The organism is Herbaspirillum sp. UBA812 (assembly GCF_002296545.1).
Lineage (GTDB): Bacteria > Pseudomonadota > Gammaproteobacteria > Burkholderiales > Burkholderiaceae_D > Herbaspirillum > Herbaspirillum huttiense.
The window spans coordinates 1-13,749 of the sequence record NZ_DBIC01000204.1; the positions used below are offsets into that span (position 1 = coordinate 1).

Genomic DNA, 13,749 nt, shown 5'->3' on the forward strand with positions numbered 1-13,749 from the left:
AGAGCCGCGCCTTCATGTCGCGCAGGCGCTCGATCATGTCTTCGCGGTCCTTCAGCTGGGTCTCGTATTTGTCCTTCAGTGATTTCTCGGCCAGCTGCTTTTCCAGCTCGGCGTGCATCAGCTTGCTCTTGAGTTCGTCGCGCTGTTTCTCTACCGCGCCGACGGCTTCGTTGACGGCCAGCTTCTGGGTCAGGGCGATGGAATCCATCTTCGCTTTGAGGGCCTGGATCTCGGCATCCTTCTCGCTGGCGGTCTGCTGCAGCTGCTGGGCCAGGCGCGCCTCGGCCAGTTGCTGCTCGGCGAGCTTTTCCCTGCGGGCCTGCTCCAGATCGTTGGCCAGCTTGTCACGCTCGCGCTCCACGTTGGCCATAGCTTCGGCCACGGCCATCTTCTGCGCCATCTCGCCGGCTTCCAGACGCGCTTTCAATTCCTGGATCTCGGCATCGCGCGCCGCGGCCGCCTTCTGCAACTCGGCTTCGGACTTGGCGCGTGCCAGTTCGATGGCGTTGCGCTTGTCCTGCTCGGCCAGTTCCAGACGCTCATGCAATTGCTGCTCGAAGGCGCTGTCGCGCACTTGCGAGAGGATGTCGGCGTAACCGGCTTCATCGATCTTGAAGGCTTTGCCGCAGTGGGGGCAGATGATGTCGTGCATGGCTGTTCGGGTCCTGTTCTTGACGGATGGCCGCTAGCTTAACGGATCACGCCCGTCATGCAGAGAGAGAAAACGAGGAAAGAAAATGGAAGAAAAGGCAGAAATGCGAAAAGCCCGCACAAGGCGGGCTTTTCTGAATTTGGTGGAAAGTGCAAGGTTTGAACTTGCGACCCCTGCAGTGTGAATGCAGTGCTCTACCACTGAGCTAACCTTCCGTACCTGACTGGCTTTTTGCTGCAGCGCCAATCGAGAAGCGAGATTATGCCAACGTTTTTCGGCCTGCGCAAGTGCTTCGTAAATAATTCTTCATTTTTTATCGACAGCGCTGCCGGGCAACGACAACGGCCTCACCACTGCGGCGCTTCACGCCGCTTCACGCCGCCTCTGCAGCCGCTTCCGGCGGCGGCGGTTCAAAGCGCCACACGCAGCTGCCGCGCGCTTCCTTGTCAAGCTGGTTGAGCACGTCTTCATGCAAACCCAGTTCTTCCTCGCTGGCGGCCACCACGATCACTTCGGCCAGCGGGGCCAGTTCCAGCTTGCCCTCGCCTTCGCTGACTTCTTCCTCCGCCCCCAGGTCCATGGTCAGCGAATTCTGGCCGCGCGTCATCGACAGATAGACTTCGGCCAGCAGCTCCGCATCCAGCAACGCGCCGTGCAGCACGCGATGGGCGTTGGAGATGCCGTAACGGTCACACAAGGCGTCGAGCGAATTGCGGCGGCCCGGGTGCAGCTCCTTGGCCATCTGCAGCGAGTCCACCACATCGGAGACGTGCTCCTTGAACGGAGGCAGGCCCAGCAAGGCCAGTTCCGCATCCAGGAAGCCGACGTCGAAAGGCGCGTTGTGGATGATGATCTGGGCACCGCGCACATAGTCCAGGAACTCGGCGGCAATCTGCTTGAAGGTCGGCTTGTCGGCCAGGAATTCGGTGGTCAGGCCGTGGACGGCCAGCGCGCCTTCTTCGGAGTCACGCTCGGGATTGATGTAGAAGTGAAGGTTCTTGCCCGAAAGCTGGCGGTTGAGCACCTCCACACAGCCGATTTCCAGGATGCGGTTGCCGTTGCGCGGCGAAAGGCCCGTGGTTTCGGTATCGAGGATGATCTGACGCATGCTTGCTCCTGCTGATGTTGTTTGCTGCTGAAACACTGATATGAAAGAAAACGCCGGAGCGGTCAGCCTATGCTGTCCACGCCCCGGTTGGCCAGCTGGTCGGCGCGCTCATTGCCGGCGTGGCCGTTGTGGCCGCGCACCCAGCGCCATTCCACCTGGTGCTGCTGCTGGGCGGCATCGAGCGCCTGCCACAGGTCGGCGTTCTTGACCGGCTCCTTGCTGGAGGTCTTCCAGCCGCGCGCCTTCCAGCCGTGAATCCACTCGCTGATGCCCTTCTGCACGTACTGGCTGTCGGTGTGCACCACCACCTCGCAGGGACGCTTGAGGGCGTTCAGGGCCTGGATCACCGCCATCAGTTCCATGCGGTTGTTGGTGGTATTGGGCTCGCCACCGAAGATTTCCTTCTCCTTGCCCCCGGCCACCAGCAACGCACCCCAGCCGCCACGGCCGGGATTGCCCTTGCAGGCGCCATCGGAATAAATCTCTACTTTGTCCATGCTCTTCACTTCAATCTGGTTGCGTATGCGCATTTGCGCATGACAGGCGGGCCGCGATGATACCTGATCGCGCCGACACGCCCTTGTTTCAATCGGTTTTGTGGATGCGGTTGGTCACCGGCACGCCGCGCGGGGCCTTCAGCTTCTGGCGCTGCAGGGCCGGGCCGATCAGGCGCATGCCGGGCACCCGCTTGATGGCCTGGACGATGTAGACCGCACCGAAATACGGCCACCAGCGGTCGCCGGCCTTCTCCATGAAACCGAAACGGTCCAGCCATTGCGCCGTCTCGCAGGGCGGCGCGTAGCAGCCGAAGTGGCCGCGGTTGACTTCCATGTTCAGCAGCTTCAGCCAGTCCTTCAGGCGCGGCAGGCGGATGAACTCGCCATCCTGCGGCAGGAAGTGCGCGCCGGTCAGGCGTCCGGCCACCTGGCGCATGCCCCACAGGCTGCTGGGATTGAAGCCGCAGATGATGACCTGCCCTTCCGGGATCAGCACCCGCTCCACCTCGCGCAGCACCTGGTGCGGCTCGGCGGCGAATTCCAGGACGTGCGGCAGCACCACCAGGTCCAGGCTCTGGGTGGCAAAGGGCAGTTCGCCGAAATTCTGCGTCACTACCTGGGGGATTTCCAGCTCGGATTGCCCTTCCACCGGCATGCGGTTGTCGGCCAGCCAGCGATAGGGCATGCGGTTGGCCTGCAGGGCGTGGATCTGGGGGGAACCGATCTGCACGGCGTTGAAGCCGAAGATGTCGGCTGTCAGCGCATTGAGGTGATGCTGCTCCCACTGGCGCAGGTAATCGCCGATGGGCGTCTGCAACCAGGCGGCCAGGTCTATAATTTCCGCGTTGTTCGCAGTCACAGCAGTTTCAGCCTTGTCAGCCATCTCTTCTTTCGCGCCTCATGACCCAGCCAGCCAAGCCAGCTCAAGCAGATCAGAAAACTTCATTGGACGTCCTGGCCGTACCGGCGTTCGACGACAACTACCTGTGGATCATCCATGACGGGCGCCATGCCGCCGTGGTCGACCCCGGCGACGCGGTCCCCGTCCTGGCCGCATTGCAGGCCGAGGGCCTGACGTTGGCCGCTATTCTACTGACTCATCACCACGCTGACCATGTCGGCGGTGTGGTCGAGCTGGCGCGCAGCGCCGTGAGCGACGAATTCCCTGTGATCCCGGTCTACGGCCCGGCACGCGAGCAATCCCGCATCAAGGGGATGACGGTCCCGCTGCACGGGAATGACGAAGTGACGATCCCTTCTCTGGGCCTCTCGCTGCAGGTCATCGACGTGCCCGGCCACACATTGGGCCATATCGCGTATTACTCGGCAGAACAGGGTTTTGTGTTCTGCGGCGATACGCTCTTCGCCGGCGGCTGCGGCCGCCTCTTTGAAGGTACCCCGGCACAGATGGTGGAATCGCTGGCCAAGCTGAGCAGCCTGCCGGGTAATACCCAGGTGTATTGCGCCCACGAGTACACGCTCTCCAACCTCAAGTTCGCCGCCGAGGTCGAGCCCGGCAATGCCGAGCTCAGCGCCCGCCTCCATCGCGAGCGCACCAAGCGGGACCAAGGGGAAGCCACCGTGCCGACCAGCATTGCCCTGGAGCGCGCGACCAATCCCTTCCTGCGCGCCAATGAAAAAGAAATCCAGGAATCGCTGCAAAAGGCGGGCCGATTGACGGAGTTGAATGAAGTTAGCAGCTTTGCAGCGCTGCGCGAATGGAAGAATACCTACAGATAACGCCAAATTGAGGACCAGTTAGACGCAAAAACCAGCGAAATCAAGGACTTGGCTTTGTAACAGAGGCCAATTTTTGCTTGACTGGCGAAAAGGGTCTTCCGTACACTCCTCCAATTCCCCAAATTGGGCACCAGTGTTTTTACGAACTTTTACGAAACGCTGTCCACTCTGCACCACGCCGGGGAAACTCGCAGCTTCCGACCTTGCATTACCGTCAACCTGCACGCGCCCGTGATCGGACTGATCCGGATTCCGCCGGCAGGAGGTGTCGAGCTTCATCTCAGCTCTGCAACGGAAGCGCCGCACCCAACTTTTGCCTCTGGCACAGGATATCGCCCACATGCAGCGTACTTTGAAACAACTCGCCATTGCCGCCCTGTTCTGCGCTGGTACCCCGCTGCTCTCCCACGCCAACGATATCTCGATCTACCCCGCCCCCTTCAATGCGATCAATCCCGAACTGGCCGGCAATGCCCTGCCAGGGATGAATGACATCGACATCTGGACGCGCATTCGCAAGGGCTTCGGGATTCCTGATCTGGACAATGCGCTGGTGGAGAGCCAGACCCAGTGGTACAGCTCCCGTCCCGACTACATCCAGCGCACCACGGTGCGCGCCTCGCGTTATCTGTTCCACGTGGTCCAGGAACTGGAAAAGCGCGGCATGCCCACCGAACTGGCGCTGCTGCCCTTCATCGAATCGGCCTTCAACCCGGAAGCCCTCTCCACCGCAAAGGCGGCCGGCATGTGGCAGTTCATCCCCTCCACCGGGCGTGACTACAACCTCAAGCAGAACATGTTCACCGACGAGCGTCGCGACGTGCTGGCCTCGACCGATGCCGCCCTGACCTATCTGCAGAAGCTCTACGGCATGTTCGGCGACTGGCAGCTGGCGCTGGCGGCCTACAACTGGGGCGAAGGTTCGGTGCAGCGCGCCGTGAACCGCAACCTGGCGGCCGGCCTGCCGATCGACTTCAATACGCTGTCGGCGCAAATGCCCAACGAGACCCGCAACTACGTGCCCAAGCTGCAGGCGGTCAAGAACATCATCGCCAACCCGGCCGCCTTCGACATCGCCCTGCCCAAGGTGGACAACCAGCCCTACTTCGTCACCATCGGCAAGACCCGCAATATCGACGTGAAGGTCGCCGCGCAACTGGCCGAGCTGTCGCTGGACGAGTTCAAGGCACTGAACCCGCAATTCAACCGCCCCGTCATCATCGGCGGCGAAGATACCAAGATCCTGCTGCCGGAAAGCAATGCCGAGAAGTTCAAGTCCAACATGTCCAAGTGGACCCAGGCTTTCTCGACCTGGACCGCGCACACCGTCTCCAGCGCCCGGGAGCGCATCGAGACCATCGCCAGCAAGTTCGGCACTACGCCTGAAGTGATCCGCAGCGTCAACCAGATCCCCCCGCGCATGGTCCTGAAGGCTGGCTCGACCATTCTGGTCCCGAAGAATGAAGAGACCGCCGCGCTCGATACCGACCTGACCCCGGAAATCGCCGACAACGCCCGTCTGGCCATCGCCCCGGATGTGCCGGAAACCCGCCGCATCTATGTCAAGGCCGGCAAGCGCGACACCCTGGCCGGCATCGCCAGCCGCTACCGCGTGAGCGTGGCGCAGATCAAGGAATGGAATGGCCTGAAGCGTGACACCCTGGCCGCCGGCCAGAGCCTGCAGTTGCAAGTGCCCAATGCCGCCGCCCACGCCGCACCGACCCGCGTAGCGGCCACGCACCACGCTGCCCCGGCACGCCGCCAGGTGGCATCGGCCAAAGCCCCGGTGCGCAAGGCTGCACCGGCACCGGCACGCAAGGTCGCCGGCAAGCCGCTGACGCTGGCCTCGGGCAACGGCGCCCGCAAGCAATAATCCGGAGGAAACCGGAGGAGACCCGGGCGGCTCGGCCGCCTACAACAAGAAGACGCGCCCCAAGCACGGAAGAACAATAACGACTGCAGTCTGCATGGACCCGAAGCCCCGGAGCTGATCCGGACTTCGGGTTTTCTTTTTGCCGGGCCGCTCAGTGCGCAGCTTCGGCGTAGGTGGCGGCGGCCACCAGGCGGCGTGTGTATTCCTGCTGCGGCTGCTTGAGCACCTGGTCAGCCGGACCGCTCTCGACCACCTTGCCATCCTTCATGACGATCACCTGGTGCGCCATGGCCTGCACCACGGCCAGATCGTGGGTGATGAACAGATAGGCCAGTCCATGCCGGCGCTGCAGGTCGGCCAGCAGTTGCAGCACCTGCTGCTGCACGGTCACGTCCAGGGCGGAAGTGGGCTCGTCCAGCAACAGCAGTTCCGGCTGCAGCACCAGCGCACGGGCGATGGCGATGCGCTGGCGCTGGCCGCCGGAGAATTCATGCGGATAGCGTTCCAGCACCGCTGCCGTGAGGCCGACTTCTTCAAGGGCGGAGACGATGGCCTCGCGTTGCTGCTCCGGCGTCTTCCCGGGATGATGCAGGGCCAGCCCTTCGCCCACGATCTGCTCCACCGTACGGCGCGGCGAGAGCGAGGCGAAAGGATCCTGGAACACCACCTGCATGCGCGCCCGCAAGGGCCGCAGTTCACGGCTGCTGCGCTCGGAAATCGGCGTCCCCTCAAAACGGATGCTGCCCGCCACGCTGGCCGCCGACAGCCGCAGCAAGGCCATGCCCAGCGTGGACTTGCCGGAACCGGATTCACCCACGATGCCGATGGTCTCGCCGCGCCGCAATTGCAGGTCGATGCCATCGACCGCATGGAAGGCGCGCTTGGCGAACCAGCCCTGCTTGATGTGATAGGTGCAGCGGACTTTTTCCGCCTGCAGGACGACGGGCGCTTGTGCCGGTACGTCGGCCGCATTGCGCTGCGGACGGCTCTGCAGCAGCTTGCGCGTGTACGGCTGCTGCGGATTGGCGAACAGCTCGGCGACGCTCGCGCTTTCGACCAGCTTGCCCTTCTCCATCACGCCGACGCGATCAGCGAAGTGGCGTACCAGGTTCAGGTCGTGCGAGATGATGAGCACGGCCATGTTCTCTTCGCGCTGCAACTGGTTCAGCAGCGCCAGGATCTGTACCTGGATGGTCACATCCAGGGCCGTGGTCGGTTCATCGGCGATGAGCAGCTTGGGCTTGCAGGCCAGGGCCATGGCGATCATGGCGCGCTGGCGCTGGCCACCCGAGAGTTCATGCGGATACGACAGCGCCCGGCGCGCGGGCTCCGGAATGCCGGTCTTTTCCAGCAGCGCTACCGCCCGCGTAGCGGCATCGCGCGCATTGAGGCCCTCATGCAGCATCAACACCTCGGCGATCTGGTTGCCGATGGTGAAGAGCGGGTTCAGGGCCGTCATCGGTTCCTGGAAGATCATCGCCACGTCATTGCCGCGCACTTGCTGCATCTGGCGCTCGTTCTTCTTCAGCACGTCCTGGCCGTCGAGCAGGATGCTGCCTTCGTAGCGCGCATCCTGGTTCAGCTGCATCACCGCCAGCGAGGACACCGTCTTGCCCGAACCGGATTCCCCAACCAGGGCAAATTTTTCACCGGGCGCAATCGTGAAGCTCACGCGATCCACCACCACGGTGTCGCCGAAGCGCACCGTCAAGTCCTTCACTTCCAGCAGCGGGGCGCTCATGCCTTCCTCCGTACGTCCAGGGCGTTGCGCAGGCCGTTGCCGATATTGGTCAGCAGCAGCAGGGTCACGGTCAGCACCACGAAGGTGGCCACCGCAATCCACCAGGCATCCAGATTGTTCTTGCCCTGGGCCAGCAGCTCGCCCAGGCTCGGGGTCGACGGCGGCACGCCCAAGCCGAGGAAGTCCAGGCTGGTCAGCGCCAGGATGGCCGCACTCATGCGAAACGGCAGGAAGGTCACCACCGTGGTCATGCTGTTGGGCAGCACGTGACGCCAGATGATGAGGCGATCGGGCAAGCCCATGGCGCGCGCAGCCTGCACGTATTCGAGATTGCGGTTGCGCAGGAAATCGGCGCGCACATAATCCGACAGGCTCATCCAGCCGAACAGGGAAAGCAGCACCAGCAGCAGTCCCAGACTGGGCTGGAAGATGGAAGAGAAGATGATCAGGAGGTACAGCTCCGGCATCGAGCCCCAGATCTCGAGCAGACGCTGGGTAATGAGGTCAGTGCGGCCAGCAAAGTAGCCCTGCACCGCACCGGCAGCCACGCCCAGGATCACGCCGATGAAGGTCAGCGCCATCCCGAACAGCACCGACACGCGGAAGCCGTAGAGCAGGCGCGCAAAGACGTCACGGCCACGGTCATCGGTGCCCAGCCAGTTTTCGGAGGAAGGCGCCGCCGGGTTGGGCTCCTTGGCGAAATAGTTCAGGGTGTTGTAGCCGTAGCGGTTGAGCGGATAGATCACCCAGTTGCCGTCCTTGCGGAATTGCTGTTCGATGAAGGGATCGAGATAGTCGGCGGGCGAGTCGAAGTCGCCGCCAAAATGCTTGTCTGAATAATCCTTCAGCATCGGAAACATCAGCTTGCCCTGATAGCTGGCCACAAGCGGCTTGTCGTTGGAGACCAGTTCAGCGCCCAGGCTCACGATGAAGAGAATGGAAAAAATCACCAGGCTCCAGTAGCCGGTCCGGTCGGCACGGAAGCGCAGCCAGATGCGGCGGCTGGGTGAGATGGAGGGGGTGGAGGGAGTGGCGGGGGTCGTCATGCTCATTTCGCCAGGCTTTCGAATTGGACGCGCGGGTCTGCCCACACGTAGCAAAGATCACCGACCAGCTTGACCACCAGGCCGATGAGGGTAAAGAGATACAGCGTGCCCATCACCACCGGATAGTCGCGCCGGATCGCCGATTCATAGGCCAGCAGGCCCATCCCATCGAGCGAAAACAGCGTCTCGATGAGCAGGCTGCCGGCGAAGAAGGAGGCGATGAAAGCCGAGGGAAAACCGGTGACCAGCGGAATCAGGGCATTGCGGAAGACATGCTTGTAGAGCACCTTGCGCTCGGAAAGCCCCTTGGCGCGCGCGGTCAGCACGTATTGCTTGCGGATCTCTTCGAGGAAGGTATTGCGGGTGAGCATGGTGATGACGGCAAAGGCACCGATCACCGAGGCAAAGACCGGCAAGGTGATGTGCCACAGGTAATCGGTGATCTTGCCCGTGAAGGAGAGGCTGGCCCAGTTGTCCGAGGTGAGGCCGCGCAGCGGGAACCACTGCACGAAGCTGCCGCCGGCAAACAGCACCAGCAGGAACACGCCCAGCACGAACCCGGGAATGGAATAGCCGACCAGCACCAGGCCGGTGGTGGCGGTATCGAAGCGACTGCCTTCGCGCACCGCCTTGGCAATGCCCAGCGGCACCGAGATCAGGTAGCTCAGCAGGAAGGTCCACAACCCGATGCTGATGGAGACCGGAAACTTGGATTTGACCAGGGTCCAGACATCGCCGTGGTGATAGAAACTCTTGCCGAGGTCGAAGGTGAGGAAGCCCTTGAGCATGGTCCAGAAACGTTCCACCGGCGGCTTGTCGAAACCGTAGAGCTGCTTGATCTCGGCGATGCGCTGCTCGTCGATGCCCTGCCGTCCGCGATAGGCCGAAGCTCCGCTGGCCGCCCCGCCACCGGAAGCTTCGCCGCCACCGCCGCGCCCTTTCATCTCCAGCATCGCCTGCTCCACCGGACCGCCCGGCACGAACTGGATCACCGCAAAGGTGATGGCCACCACGCCAAAGAGCGTGGGGATCATCAACAGCACCCGCTTCAAAATGTAGGACCAGATATTCATGCCTGCCACCATCCTCGTTCTTGTCCGGCGCGCGGGGCGCGGGTCTTGGTCTTTTCATTCATTTGTTGTCTCATCGCGCCTTCTCCTCCCACCAGGTGCCGATCACGTAGGGATCGGCCTGGTAATACAGCGGGGCCACTGCCGGAATGCCGAAGCGGTTCTGGTAGGCGATGCGGTGCGTGGAGGAATACCAGTGCGGCACCACGATGTACTTGTGCAGCAGCACGCGGTCCAGGGCGCGGGCCGCAGCGGTGAGCTTGACCCGCGTATCGGCGGCCACCACCGTCTGCACCAGCTGGTCCACCACCGGGTCCTTCAGGCCCCAGGCATTGTTGGAACCCTTTTCGTCGGCCGCGCGCGAACCGAACATGTCGAACAGTTCGTTGCCGGGGCTGCTGGTATCGGGGAAGCGCACGCTGGTCATGTCGAAATCGAAGTCTTCCATGCGCTTGGCCACCAGCGCGTAGTCGGCACTGCGCTGGACCACATCGATGCCCAGCGTGCGCAGGTTGCGCGCAAAGACGCTGATGACGCGCGACATCGAACTCTGGTCATCGAGGATCTCGAAGGACAGCGGCACGCCCTGGGCATTGCGCACGGCCCCGTCGCGATAGACCCAGCCGGCCTGGGCCAGCAATTCGCGCGCCTGGCGCAGGTTGGCGCGCAAGGAGGATGGCGGATTGGTCGAGGGCGGAACCGGTGCAGGACCGAAGACGGCCGGATCGACCTTCAGGCCCTTGGCCTGCAGCGACTTCAGCAAGGCCAGCTCATCGCCCTGCGGTTCACCGGTGGCCGCCAGCTGGCTGTTGTTGAAGAAGGAGTAGATGCGCGTGTACTGGCCGTAGAACAGCTGGCGGTTCATCCATTCATAATCCAGCGCCAGCCCGATGGCCTGGCGCACCCGCACATCCTTGAACTGGTCGCGGCGCAGGTTCATCACGAAGCCCTGCATGCCGGCGCCGTTGGAATGCTTGAATTCCTTCTTGACGATGCGGCCGTCGCGGAACTGCGGGCCGGTATAGCTGCGTGCCCAGTTCTTGGCGCTGTATTCCACCACCACGTCGAACTCGCCAGCCTTGAAGGCTTCCAGCCGTGCCAGGTCATCCTTGTAGAAACGGTAGACGATGCGCTCGAAGTTGAACATGCCGCGCCGGGCCGGGACATCCTTGCCCCAGTAGTCCGGATTGCGCTTGTAGATGATGCTGCGGCCGGTGTCGTAGCTTTCGATCAGGTAGGGACCGGTGCTGATGGGCGGCGTCAGCTGGATCTGGTCGAAGGGCGTGCCCTGGGCCCACTTCTTTGAGAAGACCGGCACGCTGGAGACGATCAGCGGCAACTCATGGTTGTTGCTGGCGAAATCGAAGCGCACCGTCGCGGCATCGACCACCACGCAGCCCTTCACATCGGCAAAGATCGATTTGTATTGCGGCGCGCCCTTGGCGATCAGGGTATCGAAGGAATACTTCACATCCTCGGCGGTGACCTTGTCGCCATTGTTGAAACGCGCCTTGGGATTGAGGTGGAAGGTCATCGACATGCGATCTGCTGCCAGCTTCATATCGTCGGCCAGGAGGCCATAAACGGTGGCCACCTCGTCGCCTGAGGAAACGGCCAGGGTCTCGAACATCAGCTGGTCGACGTTGGCGGCGGCCACGCCCTTCATCGACATGGGATTGAACTTGTCGAAACTGGTGCGGCGGTCCGGATTGGCCAGGTACAGCGTGCCGCGCCGGGGCGCATCCGGATTGACGTAGTCGAAATGGGTGAAGCCGGGCCCGTACTTGGGGGTGTCATACAGGGAAAAAGCGGGCTCGGCGGCGGCCGGGATGCCATGGGCCAGGGCGGCGGCCAGCAGGCAGGAAAGGAAAATCTTGGCTGTCTTCAGGGGCGGGACCATGCGGTTGTCTGTCTGCACTCTCGTGGGCGGTGATGTCTCGGGGGCAAGCAAGTCCCGCGCCTGATGGGCTCTGGCCGACTGCCTGCAGCCTGCAGGACGGGATCGGGAAACGATTTCCGTGTCGGGGCATTGTAAAGAGAGCAGCGATTACAGGGAAGCAATTAAAGCAACTTAACAAATGCAGCCTGGCCCGCTGCACCCTGCCCTGCCAGCGCCGCAAAGGTTGCCCCGCCTGCCGCTAGCCCCTACAATCCGGGTCTGTCCCATCCCGGCTGCCGCCCCGCGCGCTGCCGCTATTATTTACCGGCCGCGCCGCGCCTGCTTCTGCCAGCCAGAGGCGCACCGCACGCGGCGGACCCTACGGAGTCAACATGGCATTTCTGCAAGGCAAAAAAATCCTGATCACCGGCTTGCTGTCCAACCGTTCCATCGCCTACGGCATCGCCCAGGCGTGCAAGCGCGAAGGCGCTGAACTGGCCTTCACCTATGTCGGTGAACGCTTCAAGGACCGCATCACCAAGTTCGCCGAAGAATTCGACAGCAAGCTGATCTTCGACTGCGACGTTGGCAGCGATGAGCAGATCAATGCCCTGTTCGCCGATCTCGGCAAGTCCTGGACCCAGCTCGACGGCCTGGTGCACGCCATCGGCTTTGCCCCCTCTGAAGCCATTGCCGGCGACTTCCTGGAAGGTTTCTCGCGCGAAGGTTTCAAGATCGCCCACGATATCTCCGCCTACAGCTTCCCGGCCATGGCCAAGGCGGCCATGCCGCTGCTGTCCTCCAACGCCGCCCTGCTGACCCTGACCTACCTGGGTTCGGAACGCGTCGTGCCCAACTACAACACCATGGGCCTGGCCAAGGCCTCGCTGGAAGCCTCGGTGCGCTACCTGGCCGAATCGCTGGGTCCCAAGGGCGTGCGCGTCAATGGCGTCTCCGCCGGCCCCATCAAGACCCTGGCCGCCAGCGGTATCAAGGGCTTCGGCAAGATCCTGGGCGCCGTGGCCGCCACTGCCCCGCTGCGCCGCAACGTCACCATCGAAGACGTGGGCAATGCCTCGGCCTTCCTGCTCTCCGACCTGGCCTCGGGCATCACCGGCGAAATCACCTACGTGGACGGTGGCTTCTCCCGCGTGGTAGGCGGAATGGCAGAGTAATTGCCGGATTAAGCAAGCGTCCCCCACAATAAAGAGACAGTTTCTCGAAATAGCCTCGTGCTAATTCCGATGTTTTAGGGTATGATTCGCCTTGTGCATTGCAATAACCAATGCACAGGCGAATCGGACGTGAAATCTGTCCTGCAGCGTTTCCAGCCGTATTTGTCCAAGCAGCTTCGCAAGCCTTACCTGTCATTACGACAAGTTCCCAGTAAAAGCCCCCCGCCCCTGGCATCCCTTGATGATGCCGTCCCGGCGCAAAGCTTTTGTGCCGAAATTTCTTTGTATTTTTCATAGTCATTTCGTCGGTTGGCGTTGCTTTTTTTCGTTCAGGCACTCGATGCCCGGCGCGCTTGCGTGCGCCCGTCTCGTGCCTGGCGTTCACTTTCACGAAAGAGATTATGACTTTTGAAGCACTCGGCCTGAACCCTTCGATCATCAAAGCCCTGACCGAAGCAGGCTATACCTCCCCGACCCCGGTCCAGGAAAAGGCCATCCCCGCCGCCATCAGCGGCCAGGATCTGCTGGTGTCCTCGCAGACCGGCTCGGGCAAGACCGCCGCTTTCATGCTGCCTTCGCTGCACCAGCTGGCAGACCTGCCGCAGGCACCGCAAGCAGCCCGTACCCCCAACCAGGAACGCCAGGCTACCCGTGCCCGTGGCGAGCGTCCGCGTTACCAGCCGGCACAGCCGAAGATGCTGGTGCTGACCCCGACCCGCGAACTGGCCCTGCAAGTGACCACCGCCACTGACAAATACGGTGCCTACATGCGCCGTGTGCGCGTGGTGTCCATCCTGGGCGGCATGCCTTATCCGAAGCAGATGCAACTGCTGTCGCGCAACCCGGAAATCCTGGTGGCGACCCCGGGCCGTCTGATCGACCACATGGAGTCGGGCAAGATCGACTTCTCGCAGCTGCAGATCCTGGTGCTGGACGAAGCCGACCGCATGCTGGACATGGGCTTCATC

Annotated in this window: 11 protein-coding genes, 1 tRNA gene and 1 pseudogene; 4 read left to right on the forward strand and 9 right to left on the reverse strand. The window is 62.5% G+C overall.

Annotated features, from left to right (window positions below; translation table 11 throughout):
• From B3873_RS13515 to B3873_RS13535, 5 genes and pseudogenes are all read right to left on the reverse strand, one after another.
• Positions 1-652: pseudogene (locus B3873_RS13515) on the reverse strand (DUF2130 domain-containing protein); the annotation flags it as partial.
• Between the two features lie 140 nt (positions 653-792).
• Positions 793-867: transfer RNA gene (locus B3873_RS13520), tRNA-Val, on the reverse strand.
• A gap of 158 nt (positions 868-1,025) precedes the next feature.
• On the reverse strand, positions 1,026-1,760 hold the full coding sequence (gene dnaQ / locus B3873_RS13525) for a DNA polymerase III subunit epsilon (RefSeq protein ID WP_039784504.1): 735 nt from the start codon (positions 1,758-1,760) through the stop codon (positions 1,026-1,028).
• Between the two features lie 62 nt (positions 1,761-1,822).
• A complete protein-coding gene (gene rnhA, locus B3873_RS13530) occupies positions 1,823-2,257 on the reverse strand; it encodes a ribonuclease HI (RefSeq protein WP_034340887.1) in 435 nt (144 codons plus the stop codon).
• 88 nt (positions 2,258-2,345) lie between these two features.
• Complete coding sequence (locus B3873_RS13535; protein WP_034340883.1) at positions 2,346-3,140, reverse strand: class I SAM-dependent methyltransferase; 795 nt, start codon at positions 3,138-3,140, stop codon at positions 2,346-2,348.
• 62 nt (positions 3,141-3,202) lie between these two features.
• On the opposite strand from B3873_RS13535, the gene gloB reads away from it, so the two are divergent.
• Both gloB and B3873_RS13545 read left to right on the forward strand, forming a co-directional pair.
• Positions 3,203-3,997: a hydroxyacylglutathione hydrolase gene (gloB, locus tag B3873_RS13540; protein ID WP_286866674.1), complete on the forward strand. Its 795-nt coding sequence runs from the start codon at positions 3,203-3,205 to the stop codon at positions 3,995-3,997.
• Between the two features lie 340 nt (positions 3,998-4,337).
• Positions 4,338-5,870, forward strand: coding sequence for a transglycosylase SLT domain-containing protein (locus tag B3873_RS13545; protein ID WP_286866669.1), 1,533 nt, complete (start codon positions 4,338-4,340; stop codon positions 5,868-5,870).
• A 151-nt stretch (positions 5,871-6,021) separates the two neighbouring features.
• Here the strand turns inward: B3873_RS13545 and B3873_RS13550 are convergent, their stop codons facing one another.
• From B3873_RS13550 to B3873_RS13565, 4 genes are all read right to left on the reverse strand, one after another.
• Positions 6,022-7,611 carry an ABC transporter ATP-binding protein gene (locus B3873_RS13550; RefSeq protein WP_286866670.1) on the reverse strand — a complete coding sequence of 530 codons (1,590 nt, stop codon included), beginning with the start codon at positions 7,609-7,611 and terminating at the stop codon, positions 6,022-6,024.
• Positions 7,608-8,663, reverse strand: coding sequence for an ABC transporter permease (locus B3873_RS13555; protein WP_039784500.1), 1,056 nt, complete (start codon positions 8,661-8,663; stop codon positions 7,608-7,610). Before B3873_RS13555 ends, B3873_RS13550 begins: the two co-directional genes overlap by 4 nt.
• Positions 8,660-9,730 (reverse strand): microcin C ABC transporter permease YejB, encoded by a 1,071-nt coding sequence (locus B3873_RS13560; protein WP_039784499.1) that lies wholly within the window; start codon positions 9,728-9,730, stop codon positions 8,660-8,662. Before B3873_RS13560 ends, B3873_RS13555 begins: the two co-directional genes overlap by 4 nt.
• Positions 9,731-9,800: 70 nt before the next feature.
• Positions 9,801-11,627 (reverse strand): extracellular solute-binding protein, encoded by a 1,827-nt coding sequence (locus B3873_RS13565; protein ID WP_286866672.1) that lies wholly within the window; start codon positions 11,625-11,627, stop codon positions 9,801-9,803.
• Between the two features lie 371 nt (positions 11,628-11,998).
• Between B3873_RS13565 and fabI the strand changes: the two genes are divergently transcribed.
• Positions 11,999-12,781, forward strand: a complete 783-nt coding sequence (fabI, locus tag B3873_RS13570; protein WP_039784497.1) for an enoyl-ACP reductase FabI — start codon at positions 11,999-12,001, stop codon at positions 12,779-12,781.
• A 401-nt stretch (positions 12,782-13,182) separates the two neighbouring features.
• On the forward strand, positions 13,183-13,749 hold a 567-nt coding region (locus B3873_RS13575), incomplete at its 3' end, for a DEAD/DEAH box helicase (protein ID WP_286866673.1).

Coding starts and splice junctions, on each gene's coding strand:
- dnaQ (WP_039784504.1), bottom strand. CDS start 1,760: ATGCGTCAGATCATCCTCGATACCGAAACCACGGGCCTTTCGCCGCGC.
- rnhA (WP_034340887.1), bottom strand. CDS start 2,257: ATGGACAAAGTAGAGATTTATTCCGATGGCGCCTGCAAGGGCAATCCC.
- B3873_RS13535 (WP_034340883.1), bottom strand. CDS start 3,140: ATGGCTGACAAGGCTGAAACTGCTGTGACTGCGAACAACGCGGAAATT.
- B3873_RS13545 (WP_286866669.1), top strand. CDS start 4,338: ATGCAGCGTACTTTGAAACAACTCGCCATTGCCGCCCTGTTCTGCGCT.
- B3873_RS13550 (WP_286866670.1), bottom strand. CDS start 7,611: ATGAGCGCCCCGCTGCTGGAAGTGAAGGACTTGACGGTGCGCTTCGGC.
- B3873_RS13555 (WP_039784500.1), bottom strand. CDS start 8,663: ATGAGCATGACGACCCCCGCCACTCCCTCCACCCCCTCCATCTCACCC.
- B3873_RS13560 (WP_039784499.1), bottom strand. CDS start 9,730: ATGAATATCTGGTCCTACATTTTGAAGCGGGTGCTGTTGATGATCCCC.
- B3873_RS13565 (WP_286866672.1), bottom strand. CDS start 11,627: ATGGTCCCGCCCCTGAAGACAGCCAAGATTTTCCTTTCCTGCCTGCTG.
- fabI (WP_039784497.1), top strand. CDS start 11,999: ATGGCATTTCTGCAAGGCAAAAAAATCCTGATCACCGGCTTGCTGTCC.